This is a genomic window from Halomarina oriensis (assembly GCF_009791395.1).
Lineage (GTDB): Archaea > Halobacteriota > Halobacteria > Halobacteriales > Haloarculaceae > Halomarina > Halomarina oriensis.
In genome coordinates, this window is sequence record NZ_WSZK01000001.1 from 37,851 (window position 1) to 54,941 (window position 17,091).

The window sequence follows — 17,091 nt, forward strand, 5'->3', positions numbered from 1 at the left end:
TTCGTCCCCTTCGCTCACTCGCTTCCAATCGCGCACGTATCGACGTACTCCACGTCGTGAACCGACGTGATGTCGGGGGCCTCGCCACAGACCGGGCAGTCCGGGTTCCTGGCGATTTCGGCGGTGTCGAACGTCATGTCGCCTGCGTCGTAGAGGATCAGTCGACCGTCGAGCGTCTCGCCGTAGTCCATGGCGAGTTTCACCGCCTCGGTGGCCTGGATACAGCCGACGGTGCCGGGGAGAACGCCGAGGACGCCCGCCTCCGCACACGACGGGACGCTCCCGGCGGGCGGCGCTTCGGGGAAGATACACCGATAGCACGGCGAGTCCGCCTCGGCGGCGAACGTCGTCACCTGGCCCTCGAACTTCAGAATCGCGCCGTGGGAGAACGGGACGCCTGCGAGCGTACAGGCGTCGTTGACGAGGTAGCGCGTCTCGAAGTTGTCCGAGCCGTCGACGACGACGTCGTAGCCCCCGACGAGCGATTCGACGTTCTCGGCGGTGAGTCGCGTCTCGTGGCGTTCGACGGTGACGTCGGGGTTCTGCTCGGCGACGAAGTCGGCAGCGGAGTCGACCTTCGGTCGTCCGACGTCGCTCTCGCCGTGGACGACCTGCCGCTGGAGGTTCGAGCGCTCGACCACGTCGTCGTCGACGATACCGAGCGTGCCGACGCCCGCCGCGGCGAGATACTGGATGACCGGCGAGCCGAGGCCGCCAGCGCCGATACAGAGGACACGCGAGTCGAGCAGTCGTCGCTGGCCGTCCGGGCCCACCTCGTCCATGATGATGTGCCGGGAGTACCGGTCTAACTGCTCGGTGTCGAGCGAGAGGCCGCTCATACTCCCGAGTGGGTGGCTGTGGGGTTAACTTCGTGGGTAGCGAGGTTCGGAGGGACCGAGGAGCGAACGGGCGAGAGCCACGCCGTAGCGACCGGTGGACGAAGTCAGCCGTGAGCCGCGAGATGGGTGGCTCTCGACGACTGCGGTGAGCGACGACGGGAGACGGGGACGAATCCGAGCTACGACCCGTCGTAGCGTCTGCCGCCGCTCCGGGTCGTCTCGTCGCCGTCCTGGGACCCGCCACGGCCACGGGCGAGCAACAGGAGGCCGAACACGACGGGGGAGAGGGCGGCCATGACGGCCGCGCCGAAGATGACGAGCAGGCCCTGCGTGTCGACGGTCGGTCCCTCGCCGGCACCGCCGCCGCCACCACCCCCGCCGCTGGCGTTCCCCCCGCCGGACTGGTTGCCCGTCCCGCCGCTCTCGCCGCCGGACTGGTTGCCGCTGCCGTTCTCCTGTGCCGCAGCGACGCCCGTCCCCGCCGTTCCGACGGCGGCGACGCCCGCGGCGCTGGCACGCACGAACGTCCGTCTGTCGCACTCCATTGTCGCCGCGTTCTCGGTGCGGGCATATCAATTCGCTGGACCTCGTCTCGTGGCCTGTCGGTGGCCCGAACAGTTACGTCCGCTCGTCGCCCACCGAACCGCATGCACAAGCTCGTGTTCGGCCTCTCGCGTGCGGAGGGGATGTCCGTCCAGGAGTTCCGGGAGTACTGGCTCGACGAACACGCGCCCGTCGCCAGCGAACTGCCGGGGCTGCGACGGTACACCGTCTCGTTCCCGACCGACCCCGACCGCTCGCAGTACGACGGGTTCGCACAGCTCTACTTCGACGACGAGGTGGCGCTCCAGGCGGCGATGGACTCCACCGAGGGTGGCGAGACGGCCCGCGACTTAGCGAACTTCACCGGCGACAGTATGCTCCAGATGGTCGTCGAGGAACACGTCGTGGTCGGTGAGAGCGAGGGCGACCGCGGGGAGCCCTCGAAAGGTCCGAACGGTGACCGGAGGGAACCGCGCGGGCCGACGTAGTTCGGGACGCCGGCGACCACCCTGTCGCTTGCCGGGAAATCCCGGTTCGCAAGCCCTTTTCGCACGCTGTTCGGAGCGGGTCTATGGACGAGGGGTCGGGTGTCGCCGGACGAGCACAGTTCGGAGCGCTGTATCTCACACGCTTCGCGGCCGGGTTCGGCTTCGCCACGCTGGCGACGCTCCTGCCGACGTACATCAACCTCTACGACCCCTCCGGACTCGTCCTCGGCCTGTTCTACACCGGTTTCACCGTCGCGCAGACCGCCGCCGTCGTTCCCGTGGCGTGGGCGGGCGACCGCTACGACAAACGCACCGTCCTCCTCGTGGGACTCGGCCTCTCGGTGCTGGCGTACGCGTCGTTCTCGCTGGCGGCGGGGAGTCTCGGTGTCGTCCTCGCTCGTGGCTTGCAGGGACTCGGGGCGACGACGACGGGTATCCTCTCGCTGGCGATGGTCGGCGAACTCGCACCCGACGACGAGCGTGCGAACCGCATCGGGAGAGCGAACGCCTTCCGTCTCGCGGCGGGCGTCGGTGGGGCGCTCTCGGCGGGGTATCTCTACCAGCAGTACAGCTTCGACGTGGTGTACGGCGTCCTCGTCGTCCTCCTGCTCGTCGCCATCGTCGGCGTCGCCGCGTTCGTCGAGCGTGATAGCACCCGCGTCCGTGGCAACCCGTTCGCCGGACTCGCACTCAACGAGCGACTGTTGACGCTCACCTCCTTTCGCGCGCAGTACTCGGTGGCGGTGACGCTCGTCCGTAGTTGGGTGCTGGTCTACGCCGGACTGGACGCACTCGACGGCGGGTTGGGCTACGCCGCGTTCGTCGTCGCCGTCCTCTACACCGCCGAACGGCTGACGAACATGCTCTGTCAGCCCTACAGCGGAGCGCTGTCCGACCGATACGGTCGGGCGCTGTTCGTCTTCCTCGGCGGCGGTGCGTACGGACTGGTCGCGCTCCTCGTCCCGTTCACACCCGCTATCGGGGCCACGGTCGGTGCGCCGACGGCGATTCCCTCGCTCGCCGGCGTCTCGTCGGCGTTCCTCGACCTCTCGCCGGCGTTCGTCCCGCTGGTCGTCTGTAACGGCCTGTTGGGTGTCGCAGACTCCGTCCGCGAACCGGCGAGCATGGCGCTGTTCGCCGACGAGGGCACCGACGACGGCGGCGTCGCCTCCAGTTTCGGCATCCGGGAACTCGTCTGGCGGCCGGGGAGCGTCCTCGCACCCATCGCGGCCGGTCTGCTCACTACCGGTCCCGGTATCGAGTACGTGTTCTACCTCGGCGGCGGGGCGGCGCTCACTGCCGTCGTCACGTTCCTCGGCGTCCTCTCGTGGAACCACGGCCGGGGGGCGCTCACCGAGTGGTGAGCGGTCGGTCCGGTCGACGGACGTTCTCGTGTGCTAGCAGACGGCACGGCTATCGTCACGGCTGACCTACCGCCGGCCATGACCGTTCACGAGGAGTTACGAGAGCCACTGGTCAGTGCCGCACGGGCGGCTATCGGTGACGACCTGCGGAGTCTCGTCTCGTTCACGCCCGACGACTACGAGCAGTTGTACCTCCGGTCGGACCTCGATTCGGGGGCCGACGTCCGGCGGTTCGTCGAGTACGAACGGCTCTGGTTCGGTGCCGCCGGCGAGTACGGGCCGTCGGAACTCGGTGACTACGCGTTCACGGTCCGGGCGTTCACCGACGGCTACGTCGTCCGTGTCGTCGAGGCCGACCGCGGCGCGTTCGCCACCACCGACCGCATGCCCATCGCGCAGTTCAGCGAGGTGGCGACGGCGATGCGTGGTGTCCTCCGCGAGAACTGACCGCGACGCGTCGGCCGGGTGTGGGCGCTTGCGTCCGCTCTGCGTAGGGGCGACCGATGGAGTACACCGCACTGGTCGCCGTCTCCCGGCGACTGGAGGCGACCGGTGACCTGGGTGACGCTGCGGATACACCCAGCACGGCTTCGCCGACGAGTTCGCGGACCGCTGCGTCTCGCTTGGCTCCGAGGCGCAGGCGCTGAGGCGGAATCAGACCTCGCTCGGCGACTTTTAGCGTTCAGTCGGACTCCTCCGCCGACCACCGCACGTCCGCGAGCGTCCGCTGGACCACCTCCTGCCCCACCGACGCCGCGAGCGTCTCGAAGCCCATCCGCTCGTTCGTGTCGCTGGCTTCCGCCACCAGCCGCGAGACGATGAACTCCGGCGTGGAGCGCCCGACGGTGCCGAACCGTGGCTGGTAGTCGACTTCGAGTTCGAGGTCCGGCGTCAGCCCTTCGGCGAAGATGCCGTCCACCCGAGCGACCTCGGGTAGCGGTTCGAGGTCCTCGGCGAGGTGGGTGACGTACGCCCCCAGCGCGTCGCGTTCGACCGTGAGCGTGACGAGACCGTGGAGGAGGTCCGCCGCAGACCCCGGTTCGGTGATGGCCTCGAACTCGTCGACGAGCATCAGCGTCCGGCCCTCCGTCGTCAGCGGCGGCACGACCGAGCGCAGCGTCGATTCGAGTACCCCTGCGTTGAACGAGGCGTGCCGTCGGTGGAAGACGAGCGAGTCGACGAGTCCCACCTCGCACTCCTCGGCGGGGACGGGCAGCCCCATGTGGGCGAGCAGTGCGACCTGAGAGAGCGTTTCGAGCAACGTGGTCTTCCCACCGGAGTTCGCCCCGGTGAGGACCGCGACGCGGTCGCCCGAGGGGGCCTCGCCGCCCAGCGAGTGGTCGCCGACGGCGTAGTCGACGGGTTGGACCGAGACGTCCGCCGCCACGAGGTCGAGGTTCCGTGCGCCGCGCATCGCCAGCGCGTCGCCCTCGACCAGCGTCGGCGGGTGGAGGTCGAACGCGACGGCGAACCGTGCGAGCGACACCTGCAACGCCACGTCGTCGACCGTCTCGACGGCGGCGTCGACGGCCTCCCGGCCCGCCTCGACGTCCGCTTCGAGGGACTCTCGGACCGCTCGCTCCCGGTCGTGGACCTGTTCGCGGAGGTCCGCCGACAGCGTCCGCAGGGTCTCGGTGACGAACGCGGTGGTGTCGATGGCCTCGTCGGGCATCGCGTCGCGGACGGCCTCGCGCTCGACGCTCGTGCCGGTCACCTCGCGCAACAGCGCGTCGCGGAAGTCGCTGGCGTCGCGGGCCGACGACTGGACGAACTCGGCGACGCTGCCCGCGTCGGCGGTCATGTCCTCGACCTCGCCGAGCGCCTCGCGGAGCCGGTCTAACTCCTCGTCGGCCCCCTCGCCGACGCCCTCCGCTTCCAGTGCACGGAGGGCGACCGCGGACTCGCGCAGGGTGTCCGCGTCGAGGTCCGCGAGCGGGGCGAAGACACCCGCTGCGACGCCCGTCTCGCGGAGCGCGAGTGCCGTCTCGACGGCCGCCGCCGTGCCCGCTCGGTCGTCGTGGGCCTCGAAGGCGGCGACGACGGCCTCGCGGGTCTCGTCGTCCAGCGCCTGCCACGAGTCGACCGCTTCGGTCACCTCCGAAAGACGCTCCTCGATGGCGTCGCGGTCACGGAGCGGTGTCAGGACGCGAATCCGGTCGGCGGCGTAGCCCGTCACCGCGTAGGACTTGGCCAGCGAGACGAGGTCACGATACACCGAGCGTGCGTCGCGCGTGGCGAGCAGGTCCATCCCGTCGCCGCCCTGGACGCGCCGGAGGATGCGCGTCGCGCGGCCGCTCGGGAGGCCCGCGGCGACGAGCGTCCGACCGTCCGCGGCTTCGATGGCCTCGATGGCCCGCTCTTCGCCCAGTTCCTCGCGTAGCAACGCGGCGGTCTTCGGTCCGACGCCCCAGTAGTCCTCCAGTCGCATTGTCGGGGATGGCGGGCGGCGTGGCTTAACGTCACGGACTTCGATTCGGTGTCAGGTCCGGATCCGCAGTTCAGTCCACGTAGTTCGGCCGCTCGGCGTACTCGATAGGGTCGTGTTCGCCCGCCCGCTGGAACGCCTGGAGTCGGTAGGCACAGGAGTCACACGTCCCGCAGGCCGGTTGCTCGTCGCGGTAACACGACCAGGTGTGCTCGAACGGGACGCCCAGTTCCGTCCCACGTTCGACGATGTCCGTCTTCGACCACTCGACGAACGGCGCTTCTATCGAGATGGTCGTCCCCGGGCGCGTCCCCACGTCGACGACCCGCTCGAACGCCTCGAAGAACTCGGGACGGCAGTCGGGGTAGCCGGCGTAGTCCTCGGAGTGTGCGCCGACGAACACGGCCTCGGCCTCCCGGGCCTCGGCGTAGGAGACGGCCATCGACAGCAGGTTCGCGTTCCGGAACGGGACGTAGGTGTTCGGGACCTCCTCCTCGCCGTCGCTCTCCCCGCCTCCGTCCTCCGCGCTCATCTCCGCGTCCGCTACGGCCATCGCGTCGTCGGTGAGCGACGACGCCCCGATGCGTGCGAGGTGGTCCGTCTCGACGTGGAGTGTGTCGAGGGTGTCGAAGGCCTCGGCGAGCACCGCGGCGCACTCGGCCTCTCGGGTCTCGGTCCGCTGGCCGTAGGAGGTGTGGAAGAACAGCGGGTCGTAGCCCCGGTCGATGGCTTCGGCGACGGCCGTGGCCGAGTCCATCCCGCCGGAGACGAGGACGACGGCACGGGGTCGCTCGCATCCATCCGTAGTGGTCTCTCGGTCGTTCGTCTCGGTGCGGTCGGTCGAATCGTGGTCGTCGGTCATCGGGTGTGTCGGTGGTCCGTGGTGGAGTCGTGCGGTGCTGTGGTCGGTTCAGGTGCCCGGCGCGTCGTTCCAGAGGTCGACGTGCAGTCGTGGCGTGTAGCGGTAGCCGTGTTCGAGCGCGAGGTCCGCCACCGTGTTGCGGGTCTCGTCGACCTGTTCGCGGGTGACGCCTTCGGGCATCAGCAACACGCGGTCGTTCGGAATCGGGACGCTGGCACGCTCACGTAGCTCCTCGACCAGCGCCTCGATTTCGGGCACGTCGTCGGGGCCGGTGACGACGAACTTCAGTTGCGTCTCGTAGTCCTCGACGAGACGAGTCAACGCGTCGTGGTCGATGCGACGGTCCTCGTGGCGCTGTTCCCAGACTCCCGGGTCGACCCCTTCGGGTGCGTTCTCCGGTGTGGGCGTGCTGGAGGCGAGTTTCGGGCTGACGCTGGCGAGGTCGATAGCGGCGTCGCGGTGAATCGTGCCGTTGGTCTCGACGGTGGTGTGGTAGCCCCGGTCGGCGAGGCGGTCGAGCAGGTCGACGCTCGCCTCGTGGACGAGCGGTTCGCCGCCCGTCAGGACGACGTGTCCGGCAGCGCCAGACCGCTCCGCGCTCTGGCTGGCTCCCGCGCCCCCGGTGGTCTCGGGAACGCCGAACTCTTCGACTCGCTCGACGACGTCGTCGACCGAGAGCCACGCTCCGGTGGGTTCCCACGAGGTGTGGTAGGAGTCACAGAACCAACAGCGGAGGTTACAGCCACTCGTACGAACGAAGACGCTCGGCGTGCCGACGAGCGTCCCCTCGCCCTGCAACGAGCAGAACAGTTCGTTGACGGGGAGGGCTTCGTCGGCGTCGACGTCCTCGGGAACCGTCTCGCCGGGCGTGTCTCCCTCGTTCGACTCGCCGGTCGGGTCGACCAGCGTGGCGTCGTCGTTGACGGGCACGGTCAGAACTCCGCGCGGAGTTCGCCCGTCTCGGCGACGGCCACCGAGACGTCGGTGACGGTGTCGGGCAGGCGGTCGGTCAGTTCGCGTTCGAGGACGACGGCCATCACCTCCGCGGTGGGTGGGTGGTCGAGCACGACCAGCGCGTCGGCGTCGCCGGAGGCCTCGAACGCTGCTTCGAGCGGGTCGCCCGCTTCGACGAGGAAACGGTGGTCCCACTCGTCGACGATGCTCGTCACGTCGCCCTTGTCGACCACCCAGCCCTCGTCGGTGAGCGTCCCGCGAACCTCGACGCGAACCTGGTAGTTGTGGCCGTGTGGGCGCGAACACTTCCCGTCGTGGTGGCGGATGCGGTGACCCGCGCTGATGCGGATGGGTCGGTCACCACCGACCGTCAACACCCGCTCGCCCGCCTCGGCGAGCGTGTCGGGTTCTCCCAGTGTTATCTCAGTCATACCTTGGTGTTCCTCTGGGACTACTTATCTACTCGGGTTCGGAACCGAGTGCACGGGGACCGGGCTGTAGTCGGTCGGTTCGCCCCCGGTGACCGTTCCGAGCACAACGGCGATCGCCGTAGCGACCGTACCGTTCGCGTACGACGAACGGACGGGTCGCCATGCGGCGGGCGTGGGACATCGTCGCCGCCGCTGCCAACCGCCGGGCCGACGGGGAGGATTCACGACTCGTCGACGAGTCGCTCGACGCGCTCGGTGCGGACCCGAAAGTGCTCGACGTGGAGTGTGGCGACGGCGCACGGACGCTCGTGAACCTCCCGCCCGGGGCGGTGGGGCTGGACTTCTCGCGTCGGCAACTCGAACTCGCCGCCGCCCCGACAACCGCGGTGTGGTGGTGAGGAGCCGTCTCACCCGCCGAGGTAGAGCCGCGACACCTCGGGGTTGTCGAGCAGGGCATCCGCGTCGTCCTCGAACCGGACCGTCCCCTGGTCGAGGACGTAGCCGCGGTCGGAGATGGCGAGGCCTTTCTTCGCGTTCTGTTCGACCATCAGGATGGCCGTCCCGAGGTCGTTGACCGCGAGCACGTCCTCGAACACCTCGTCTGCGGTGTTGGGTGCGAGTCCCGCCGACGGTTCGTCGATGAGTAACACGTCCGGTTCCATCACCAGCGCACGGGCGAACGCGAGGACCTGCCGCTGGCCCCCCGAGAGCGTGTTCGCGTTCGCCCGACGTTTCTCCGCCAGGATGGGAAAGCGGTCGTAGAGGTCGTCGATGACCGGCGTGAGGTCGTCGTCGCGGGCGACGCCGCCCATCCGGAGGTTCTCCTCGATGGTGAGCGACCCGAACACGTTCTCGGTCTGCGGGACGTAGCCGATGCCCTCCCTGACGATGTCCTCGGGGGCCATCCCGCCGATGTCCGCACCCCGAAAGCGGACGTGGCCGGTCCAGGGCTGGAGCATCCCGAACACCGTCTTGAGGACCGTCGACTTCCCCGCACCGTTGGGCCCGATGAGGCAGGCGACCTCGCCGTCGGCGAGCGCCAGCGACAGGTCGTCGAGGACTTGGGCGTCGCCGTAGCCGCTATCGACGTGCTCGACGGTGAGTACCGCGTCGTCGACTCCGTCGTTCGCCTCGGCCGACGACGTGGTGGTCGTCTCGTCGCTCATCGCACGCCCTCCGTGGGGTGGGTAGCTCCGTCGGACGTACACGCGAGCGACCTCACGCGCCACCACCGCCGAGGTAGGCGTCGATGACACGCTCGTCGGAGCGGACGCTCTCGGGTGTCCCCTCGGTGAGGACGTGGCCCTGGTCGAGGACGATGATGGGGTCGGCGAGGTTCATGATGAACTCCATGTCGTGTTCGATGACGAGGAACGTCGTCCCCGCCTCGTTGAGCCGTTCGATGTGCTCGGCGAGCGTGTTCGCCAGCGTCGGGTTGACGCCCGCGACCGGTTCGTCGAGCAGCAGAATCTCGGGGTCGGCGAGCATCGCTCGTGCCAACTCGACGAGCTTCATCTGCCCGCCCGAGAGGTCTGTCGCGGGTTGTCGAGCGAGGTCACCGATACCGAACTCTTCGAGCATCCGGTGGGCGTCTTCGAGGTTCGTTCGCTCTTCGCTGGTCACAGCGTCCGTCGCGGTGAACAGCGCGAAGAACGACTCGCCGGCCTGTCGCTGTGGGCCGACGAGCATCGCTTCGCGGACGGTCATCCCCTCCAGTTTACGCGGGGTCTGGAACGTCCGGACGAGGCCGTGCTCGGCCACCTCGTGGGGGGCCGCGCCGGTCACGTCCGTCCCGTTGACCTCGACGCGACCGGCCTCCGGTTCGTAGAAGCCGCTGACGAGGTTGAACAGCGTCGACTTCCCTGCGCCGTTCGGGCCGATGAGGCCCGTGATGGTCCCGCGTTCGACCTCGAAGCTGGCGTCGTCGGTGGCGACGAGGCCGCCGAACGTCTTGCGAAGCTCGTCGACCCGGAGGACGACGTCCTCTTTCGAGCGGTTCGCTCCGTCGAGGTCGCGGGTCGTCTCGTCGGTTGGGCTGCCCGACTCGCTGGCTCGCTCGTCGGAGTCGGTCTCGCTCATCGGTCCGCACCCCTGTCGCCGCCGTCGGCGGTGACCGTCGGTCCGTCTCCCGAGGTCGGCCCTTCGGTGGCCTCCTCGGTCGCACGCGGCCAGATGAGCTCCCGCTGAGGTGGCAACACACCTTCGGGGCGGAACCGCATCACGAGGATGATGATGAGGCCGACGGCGAGCAGTCGGGTCGAGGCGATGTTCGAGACGACCGTCGCGTAGGTCGTCTCCACGAGCGACAGTGCGTTCGGCAGTGCGACGGGGAACGACTCGGGGAGGACGTCGCCGAGGAACCGGGTCCCCTCGCGGATGGCGATGACGACGAACCCGCCGAACATCGCCCCCCGGTTCGACCCGCTCCCGCCGAGGATGACCGCGATCCAGACGTAGAACGTGTTGATGGGTTCGAGGTCGCCGGGGCTGACGAACAGGTTGAGGTGTGCGTAGAAGACGCCCGCCAGCGCCATGATGAGGCTGCCGAGGACGAACGACTGCATCTTGAACGCGTAGGTGTTCTTCCCGAGCGCCTCCGCGAGGTCCTCGTCCGACCGGACCGTCCGGAGGACGCGCCCCCACGGCGAGCGATGCACCCGTCGCAACAGCAGGTACGTCACCCCGACGAAGACGAGCACGAGGCCGACGTTGAGCACTCCCTGCCAGAACGAGGTGCCGAGCCTGATGCCGAGGAGTTCGAACTGGGTCACGAACGGGATCGTGACGAGAATCCGGTCGACGACAAGCGTCGGCATCTGCTCGGGGAACGACCCGAGCACGGGCCAGCCCTCGAAGAACGTCGGGATGGCTCTCAGACCGGCGCTGCCGTTCGTCCAGCCGTTCTGGTTCAGGACGACGAGCCTGACGACTTCGGCCAGGCCGAGCGAGGCGATGGCGAGGTAGTCCGCTCGCAGACGCAACGTCGGGATACCGATGACGACGGCGAGGACCCCCGCGAGCGCGAGTCCGGCGAACAGCCCGAGCAGTGGCGGCAAGCCGCCCGCGAGCGGCGAGTTGCCGGCCGACAGCAGTGCGGTTCCGTAGGCGCCGAGGCCGAAGAACGCGGCGACGCTGAAGTTGATGAGCCCGGCGTACCCCCACTGGACGTTGAGACCGAACGACAGCAGGACGTACATCCCGACCAGTCCGAGCAGGTAGAGGAAGTACGCGGGGCCGAGGCCGCCCGAGAGCAGGCCCCAGACCAGGAGCGCCGAGAGGACGACGACGACCCCGAGAACGCCCTGCTCGGCCCGCGAGCGGTTCGCCACCCACCGCGCCGGTGAACGGGTGGTCACGCTCACGACCCCACCTCGCTGGCGATGCCGTTCGGGCGGACGAGCAACACGGCCACCATGATGACGAACGCGATGGCGTAGGAGTACTCCGTCCCGATGGGAATGCCCACGTCGGTCAACAGCGGCGTCAACTGGTCGATCATACCGATGAGGAACCCGCCGAGCATCGCTCCGTAGATGGAGCCGATACCGCCGAGGATGACGGCGGCGAAGACGACCAGCAGGATGTTGAACCCCATCCGCGGGGAGACGGAGCTGTAGAGGCCGAGGAACCCCCCGCCAGCCCCCGCGAGACCGGCACCGATGAGCCAGGTCCAGAGCTTGATACGGTCGGTCCGGATGCCGCTGACCCGAGCGAGGTCGGGGTTGTCGGCGGTCGCCCGCATCTTCCGGCCGAGGTCGGTGTACTGCAACAGGACGTGGAGTGCCGTGACCAGCACCACCGCCGAGACGAGGATGGCCACGTCGTGGAGCGTCATCCGAACTCCCAGCGGGAGGAGCGCGTCGATGGGTCTGAGCACCTGGATGTCGAACTCCGTCACCTGCGCGCCGAAGCCGAGTTGGATGACCGCCCGGTAGACGAACGCCACCCCGATAGAGGTGATGAGCAGGCCGATGGAGTCGATATCGAGCGGTTCGTAGACGAGTTTGTGCGTGAGGATGGCGACGACGGCGGCGACGACGATGCCGACCGCGAGCGCGACGAAGAACCCGAGCGGCAAGCCCAGTATCTCCGCACCGAGGCCACCGATGACGCCGAACGCGACGAGTGCGGCGTAGGCCCCGACGGTCATCGTGTCGCCGTGGGCGAAGTTGGCGAAGTCGGCGATGCTGTAGACCAGCGAGAGGCCGACGCTCGCCAGCACGATGATGCTACTGAACACCAGTCCGTTGGCGATGTATTCGAGGAGTGCCATCGACCTACGACTCGACGAACCCGGTCGAGGTGTACTCGTGGTTCTCGACGGTGAATATCTGGAGGTAGCCGACCGGGTCACCGTTCTCGTCGAAGTCGATGGGGCCGCTGACCCCCTGGTAGTCGATGTCCGACGCCGACCCGTCCTCGCCGAGCGCCTCCATCGCCTGCTGGAACGTCGTCACCTGCTCGCCGTCCGGTCGCGTCACCTCCCGGACGGTCTCTTGGAGCGCCGCGCCGGTGAACTCCGCGGCGGTGGCGACGGCGAGTGCGGCGGTGATGACACAGTCGTACGCGTACGCCGACCACGCGGTCGGTGACTCGCCGTACTCCTCCTCGAAGGTCGAGGCGAACTCCTTGTAGTTGTCCTGGTCGACGGCGGCCGAGGGGGTGACGAGCTTCATCCCGTCGAGACTCCCCTCGGGCGTGTTCGAGAGCACGTCCGGGCCCTGGACGGAGTCCGCACCGTAGAACTGCGCCTCGTAGCCACTGGAGTACGCCTCCTGAGCCATCGTCGTGAACTCCGGCTGGTAGGTGATGAACAGCCAGGCGTCGGCCCCGGAGTTGGCCAGCTGGGAGACGGTGCTGGAGTACGAGGACTGGCCCTGGTCGTGGGAGTTGTTGAACGCCACCTCACCCTCCCACGCGTTGGTGAACGCGTCGGTGATACCCTGCCCGTAGTCGTTGTTGATCCAGGTGACCGCGACGGAGTCGTGGCCGTCCTCCGCGATGATGTCCGCCAGCGCCGCGGACTGGGTCTCGCCGGTCGGCGACATCCGGAGCAGTCCGGGGTAGTCGGTGAGGTCCGGACTCGTCGAGTTCTGACTCAACTGCACGACGTCGGTCCCTTCGACGACCGACTGGTAGATGGCCAGCGAGACGCCCGACCCGACCGCGCCGATGACGAACGGGACGCCGTCCTGGTTGACGAGTTTCTGGGCGGCCGAGACGCCCGCCTGCGACTGGCTCTCGGAGTCCTCGACGATAATTTCGAGATCACTGCCACCGATGCCGACCTCGTTGACCCGTGCCAGCGCGAGGTCCTTCCCCCGCTGATTGCGCTGGCCGAACGCCGAGAGCGACCCGGTCGAGGAGTCGACCATCCCGATGGTGTACGGTCCCGACCCGCTGCCACCGTTCCCGCCGCCGCTCTCGCTGTCGTTCCCCTCGCCACCGCCACTGTCGTTCCCGCTCCCGTCGCCACCGCTGCCGTTCTCGCCGTCCTCGGGAGTGCTGATACAGCCGGCAGTCAGTGCGACGCCCGCGATTCCCGCCCCCTTCAGCACCGCCCGTCGATTCGGACGGTTCGTGTCATCAGATACCATACGTAATCACCCGACTGTCTCGGCAGAACCGTGCTAAACCCCTTCCCGACCATGGTCGGGTCGGCACCGACTACCCCCGACGAGTCGGCGTCTTTTCTCGCCGAGCCACCGAACTCCACGAGGAGTACGGGACGGACTTCGAGATCCAGATGCTGATGGGGGTTCGGGAGGACGCGCAGGTCGACCTCGCACGGGAGTACGAGGTGTACCAGTACGTCCCCTACGGCGACCGGTGGGCGTCGTACTTCTACCGGCGGGTGCTCGAACGCAAGGAGAACGCGCTGTTCGCGCTTCGAGCGATTCTCTCTTAGGGGTCGAGCAGTTTCGACTCGGCGGTCCGCAGGTGTTCGAGGAGCGTCGTCTTCGAGATGTCGAGGTCGGCGGCGAGGGCCCGCGTCGACGTGCCGCGTGGCCACTGGTAGTAGCCCTTCTCGCGGGCGAACCGGAACACCTCCCGCTGGGTCGGTGTGAGCGTGTCGAGGCGACGCTGGCGTTCGTCGCCACCCGTCGTGGGCCCCGTCCTCGTGATGCTCTCGACGGTCACCTCCGCGGGGCCGTCCTCGCGGACTCGCTCCAAGTTCGGTTCGATGGCGTCGTCTTCGCCGGTGAAGACGACCTGCCACGTCTCCCGGCCCGCTTCGATACGAACGGGGGCGCTGTGGACGAACCCGTGTTCGAGGAGCGTGGGACAGATCATGTCTCTCGGGTGGTACTCCAGGAAGAACTCACGGACGACCCGGCCGGGAGTGTTGCCGTCACGCTGGCCGAACCGGGTCTGCAGCTCCAGCAGTGCCCCGGCGTGTGGCGAGGCCTCGATGGTGTCGAGGAGTCGCTCGACCTCCTCGGTGGTCTCGCCGTAGGCGGTGAACAGGCCGTTGACGTCCGAGTGAGCCTCGGTCGTCGGCGAGTCGTAGATGGCGTGTGCGAGGACGCCGCCACCGGCCTGTTCGGTCGACTCGATGGCCCAGCAGTTGGGGTGCCACAGGTCGAGCGTCAGTCGCGTGCCCACCCTGCTGGGCTGGTCTCTCATCACTGTAGGTGTCGACCCGAAACCCATGTACGTTACCATTCCCCACACCACCGTTGCGGTCTCACGACGACCGGTCTGCCGTTCCCTCTCGAAGGTCGTCGACGCGCGACCGGGCACGCTCGACGACCCCCGGCCGGGCCTCGAAGCCGAACCGAATCGTCTCGCCGGTGTACTCCCGGTCGGTCACGGTGCCGTGGTCGTGTGCCCACGCCAGGAACGACTCCGTCTCGCCGCCGTTCGGGAGTTCGGCCCGGAGCGTCTCGCCGGGGAGTGCGTCGCCGATACGGTCGCGCAACGTCTCGACGCCGGTCCCCTCGACGGCACTCACCGCGAGGACGTCGTCGACGCGGTCCAGTTCGGCGACGTCCTCGCGTCGTGCGGCCAGTTCCTCCTCCGTGAGCAGGTCGCACTTGTTGAGGACGACCAGCAGTTCGCAACGGGGGTCGTCCAGTTCCGCCAGCGAGACGCGGCGTTTCTCCCGCACCTCGTCGAGCGTGTCGCTCGCGTCGACGACGAGCAGGCCCACGTCGGCGTCCGCGACGGCGTCGAGCGTCGCGCTGAACGACGCCACGAGGTCGTGGGGCAGCGCGTCGACCAGGCCGACGGTGTCGGTCAGCAGGACGCGCCGACCGCCGATGGTCGCCCTGCGGGTGGTCGTCTCCAGCGTCTCGAACAGGCGGTCCTCGACGGCGGCGGTCTCGTCGAGGTCGGGGTGGCCCTCGTCGAGCGCCCCGACCGAGAGGTCGTCCGCGAGTCGGTGCAACAGGGTCGACTTCCCGGCGTTGGTGTAGCCCGCGATGGCGACGGGGTCGAACCCCCGTTCGCGGCGTTCCACACGGCGGCGTTCCGCGCGGTCGCTCACCGCCCGCAACTCGTCGTGGAGGCGGTCGATACGGTCCTCGACGTCGAGGACGACCGACCCCTTCTCGGTCGCCCGGTTCAACAGCGACTCTTCGGTGACCTGCCGGAGTCGTGGCAGGCGATACCGCAGCGTCGCCAACTCGACCTGCAACTGCGCGGCGCGGTCGGCCGCGCCCTCGGCGAAGATACCGAGGACGAGGCGGTAACGGTCGAGCAGGTCGGTCCCCGGCGGGAGGAGTTCCACCCAGTTGCTGTACTGACCGGGCGTCAGTCCGCCGTCGTAGACGACGGCGTCGGCGTCGTGGTCGGCAGCGGTCGCGGCGACCCGTTCGACCTTGCCCCGTCCCATCGCGTAGCCCGCGTCCTCGGGGGTTCGCTGGGTGTGCTCGGCGACCACTTCGTAGCCCGCCGCGTCGGCGAGGCGGCGAATCTCGGTCGTGTCCGGTTCGTCCGTGTGGCGGGCCGCGACGACCGCGGTTCCGCCCTGTGGTGAGTGTCTTGACTGCATCCGTCGTGTCGTGGGTCACCGGCCACGACCGGCCGCCCGCGGGGGCGGCGAGTCGGACCGTCGAACCCTGCGCACGCTCTGAACCCGATACCCGCCGACGGGACGGCCCGCGACGCCAGGCGGCGTCACCGCTCGTCGGCGGTCGGTGCTGTCCGGGACGCGCCCGCGCGTCGTCCCCTCAGCGGGACGAGGAAGAGGTCTCCATTCGTCTACGACGAGTGAGCAGTGACACTTCAGTGTTGCTCGTGGCTGGTGCGTGGTACCACGTCAGCGTGCGGCGTCGACGAGTCGGCCCTCGGCGTCGCGCCACGGGACCACGTCCAGCGAGTCGAACGCCCGGATGACCCGCTGGTCGGGGTGGAGGTCCGGCGGGTTGTTCAGGTGGGTCGCGGTGGCGTAGACGTGGTCGAGCAGGCGGAGGTGGAGCGCGTCGGTGACCGAGGAGGGGGAGTCGAGCAGGTGGTGGACGACGCGATAGACGCCGAAGGTGTCCTCGAACGCCTGCTCGCCGCGGGTCCCGGCGGCGACGAAGTGGATGGCCTCGTCGCGCCCGTCGAGCCACCGGGCGACCGCACCGGCGTTGACCGGCGAGGCGACCAGACAGTCGGCGTCCTCGCGGACCGCCCGGACCGCGTTCGCGCCGTTGATGGACTGGAGGCCGACGGCGGCGTCGAGCCAGGCGTGGTCGGACTCGGCGCAGTCGGTCGGCGAGTTCCGGACGAGGTGGTCGCCGCCGTCGAAGGCGTAGTCGCCGCCGACGAGTGCGTCGGGGTGCGCCTCGGCGTAGCCGTCGGCGGCCGTCTGGTCGCGCAGGGGGGTCACCGACGCGACGCCCCGGTCGAGCAGCCACGCGACGGTCGTCGAGAAGTTGATGGCGTCGACGACGACGTACGCGCCGTCGGCCTGCTCGCCGGGGTCGGGGAGCGCCTGATAGGTCTCGTAGAACGTCCAGTCGGCGGCGCGGCCGGCGTCCGTCGCCGGCAGCGAGACGACACCGGGGTCGAGCGGCTCGGTCGCCGTCCGATGGGTGATGGGCGGGTCGCGCTGTTGCACACTCGCTGTCGGGGTGCGGGGCGGTTAAGCGCCACTACGAATGTGACCGTCTCTCACGGTGGTTCTCGGCGGCCGTCACGGCCCCTCGGGGCACCGGCACGCTCTTGGCTCCGTCGCCCGGAGGAGTCGCCAAGCG

The 17,091-nt window shown here is 68.9% G+C and carries 17 protein-coding genes and 2 pseudogenes; 5 read left to right on the forward strand and 14 right to left on the reverse strand.

All coding sequences use genetic code 11. The annotated features are described in order from the left end of the window. Nucleotides 1-14 precede the first annotated feature (14 nt). Both ubaA and GQS65_RS21270 read right to left on the reverse strand, forming a co-directional pair. Nucleotides 15-839 carry an SAMP-activating enzyme E1 gene (gene ubaA, locus GQS65_RS00170; protein WP_158202655.1) on the reverse strand — a complete coding sequence of 275 codons (825 nt, stop codon included), beginning with the start codon at nucleotides 837-839 and terminating at the stop codon, nucleotides 15-17. 179 nt (nucleotides 840-1,018) lie between these two features. Beyond that, on the reverse strand, nucleotides 1,019-1,384 hold the full coding sequence (locus GQS65_RS21270; protein ID WP_199268365.1) for a hypothetical protein: 366 nt from the start codon (nucleotides 1,382-1,384) through the stop codon (nucleotides 1,019-1,021). Nucleotides 1,385-1,486: 102 nt separating this feature from the next. Between GQS65_RS21270 and GQS65_RS00180 the strand changes: the two genes are divergently transcribed. From GQS65_RS00180 to GQS65_RS00190, 3 genes are all read left to right on the forward strand, one after another. Beyond that, the gene (locus GQS65_RS00180) at nucleotides 1,487-1,870 is read left to right on the forward strand and encodes an EthD family reductase (protein WP_158202656.1); all 384 of its coding nucleotides are present in this window, start codon (nucleotides 1,487-1,489) and stop codon (nucleotides 1,868-1,870) included. Nucleotides 1,871-1,953: 83 nt separating this feature from the next. Beyond that, nucleotides 1,954-3,234: an MFS transporter gene (locus GQS65_RS00185; RefSeq protein ID WP_158202657.1), complete on the forward strand. Its 1,281-nt coding sequence runs from the start codon at nucleotides 1,954-1,956 to the stop codon at nucleotides 3,232-3,234. A gap of 78 nt (nucleotides 3,235-3,312) precedes the next feature. After that, on the forward strand, nucleotides 3,313-3,681 hold the full coding sequence (locus tag GQS65_RS00190; protein ID WP_158202658.1) for a DUF7522 family protein: 369 nt from the start codon (nucleotides 3,313-3,315) through the stop codon (nucleotides 3,679-3,681). Between the two features lie 235 nt (nucleotides 3,682-3,916). Here the strand turns inward: GQS65_RS00190 and GQS65_RS00195 are convergent, their stop codons facing one another. From GQS65_RS00195 to GQS65_RS00210, 4 genes are all read right to left on the reverse strand, one after another. Further along, complete coding sequence (locus GQS65_RS00195) at nucleotides 3,917-5,662, reverse strand: MutS-related protein (protein WP_158202659.1); 1,746 nt, start codon at nucleotides 5,660-5,662, stop codon at nucleotides 3,917-3,919. A gap of 70 nt (nucleotides 5,663-5,732) precedes the next feature. Next, the gene (gene queC / locus GQS65_RS00200; protein ID WP_158202660.1) at nucleotides 5,733-6,521 is read right to left on the reverse strand and encodes a 7-cyano-7-deazaguanine synthase QueC; all 789 of its coding nucleotides are present in this window, start codon (nucleotides 6,519-6,521) and stop codon (nucleotides 5,733-5,735) included. 48 nt (nucleotides 6,522-6,569) lie between these two features. Next, on the reverse strand, nucleotides 6,570-7,451 hold the full coding sequence (locus GQS65_RS00205; protein ID WP_394351416.1) for a 7-carboxy-7-deazaguanine synthase QueE: 882 nt from the start codon (nucleotides 7,449-7,451) through the stop codon (nucleotides 6,570-6,572). A 2-nt stretch (nucleotides 7,452-7,453) separates the two neighbouring features. After that, nucleotides 7,454-7,906 (reverse strand): 6-pyruvoyl trahydropterin synthase family protein, encoded by a 453-nt coding sequence (locus GQS65_RS00210; RefSeq protein WP_158202661.1) that lies wholly within the window; start codon nucleotides 7,904-7,906, stop codon nucleotides 7,454-7,456. A gap of 161 nt (nucleotides 7,907-8,067) precedes the next feature. Here GQS65_RS00210 and GQS65_RS00215 point away from each other — a divergent pair. Further along, nucleotides 8,068-8,274 (forward strand): annotated as a pseudogene (locus GQS65_RS00215) (class I SAM-dependent methyltransferase); the annotation flags it as partial. A 39-nt stretch (nucleotides 8,275-8,313) separates the two neighbouring features. Here the strand turns inward: GQS65_RS00215 and GQS65_RS00220 are convergent. The 5 genes from GQS65_RS00220 to GQS65_RS00240 are packed head-to-tail and all read right to left on the reverse strand — an operon-like array spanning nucleotide 8,314 to nucleotide 13,503. Continuing rightward, nucleotides 8,314-9,072, reverse strand: coding sequence for an ABC transporter ATP-binding protein (locus GQS65_RS00220; RefSeq protein ID WP_158202663.1), 759 nt, complete (start codon nucleotides 9,070-9,072; stop codon nucleotides 8,314-8,316). A 52-nt stretch (nucleotides 9,073-9,124) separates the two neighbouring features. Beyond that, nucleotides 9,125-9,985 (reverse strand): ABC transporter ATP-binding protein, encoded by an 861-nt coding sequence (locus GQS65_RS00225; protein ID WP_158202664.1) that lies wholly within the window; start codon nucleotides 9,983-9,985, stop codon nucleotides 9,125-9,127. Next, a complete protein-coding gene (locus tag GQS65_RS00230) occupies nucleotides 9,982-11,268 on the reverse strand; it encodes a branched-chain amino acid ABC transporter permease (protein ID WP_449271784.1) in 1,287 nt (428 codons plus the stop codon). Before GQS65_RS00230 ends, GQS65_RS00225 begins: the two co-directional genes overlap by 4 nt. Next, nucleotides 11,265-12,179 (reverse strand): branched-chain amino acid ABC transporter permease, encoded by a 915-nt coding sequence (locus tag GQS65_RS00235; protein WP_158202665.1) that lies wholly within the window; start codon nucleotides 12,177-12,179, stop codon nucleotides 11,265-11,267. Before GQS65_RS00235 ends, GQS65_RS00230 begins: the two co-directional genes overlap by 4 nt. 4 nt (nucleotides 12,180-12,183) lie before the next feature. After that, nucleotides 12,184-13,503: an ABC transporter substrate-binding protein gene (locus tag GQS65_RS00240; protein ID WP_158202666.1), complete on the reverse strand. Its 1,320-nt coding sequence runs from the start codon at nucleotides 13,501-13,503 to the stop codon at nucleotides 12,184-12,186. A gap of 101 nt (nucleotides 13,504-13,604) precedes the next feature. On the opposite strand from GQS65_RS00240, the pseudogene GQS65_RS00245 reads away from it, so the two are divergent. Next, nucleotides 13,605-13,814: pseudogene (locus tag GQS65_RS00245) on the forward strand (proline dehydrogenase family protein); the annotation flags it as partial. Here the strand turns inward: GQS65_RS00245 and GQS65_RS00250 are convergent. The 3 genes from GQS65_RS00250 to GQS65_RS00260 form a co-directional block, all read right to left on the reverse strand. Further along, the gene (locus tag GQS65_RS00250; RefSeq protein WP_158202667.1) at nucleotides 13,811-14,533 is read right to left on the reverse strand and encodes a helix-turn-helix domain-containing protein; all 723 of its coding nucleotides are present in this window, start codon (nucleotides 14,531-14,533) and stop codon (nucleotides 13,811-13,813) included. The pseudogene GQS65_RS00245 and the gene GQS65_RS00250 sit on opposite strands and share 4 nt — an antisense overlap. Before the next feature lie 61 nt (nucleotides 14,534-14,594). Further along, on the reverse strand, nucleotides 14,595-15,902 hold the full coding sequence (gene hflX, locus GQS65_RS00255; protein WP_158202668.1) for a GTPase HflX: 1,308 nt from the start codon (nucleotides 15,900-15,902) through the stop codon (nucleotides 14,595-14,597). 267 nt (nucleotides 15,903-16,169) lie between these two features. Then, on the reverse strand, nucleotides 16,170-16,955 hold the full coding sequence (locus GQS65_RS00260) for a 2-phosphosulfolactate phosphatase (RefSeq protein ID WP_158202669.1): 786 nt from the start codon (nucleotides 16,953-16,955) through the stop codon (nucleotides 16,170-16,172). Nucleotides 16,956-17,091 lie beyond the last annotated feature (136 nt).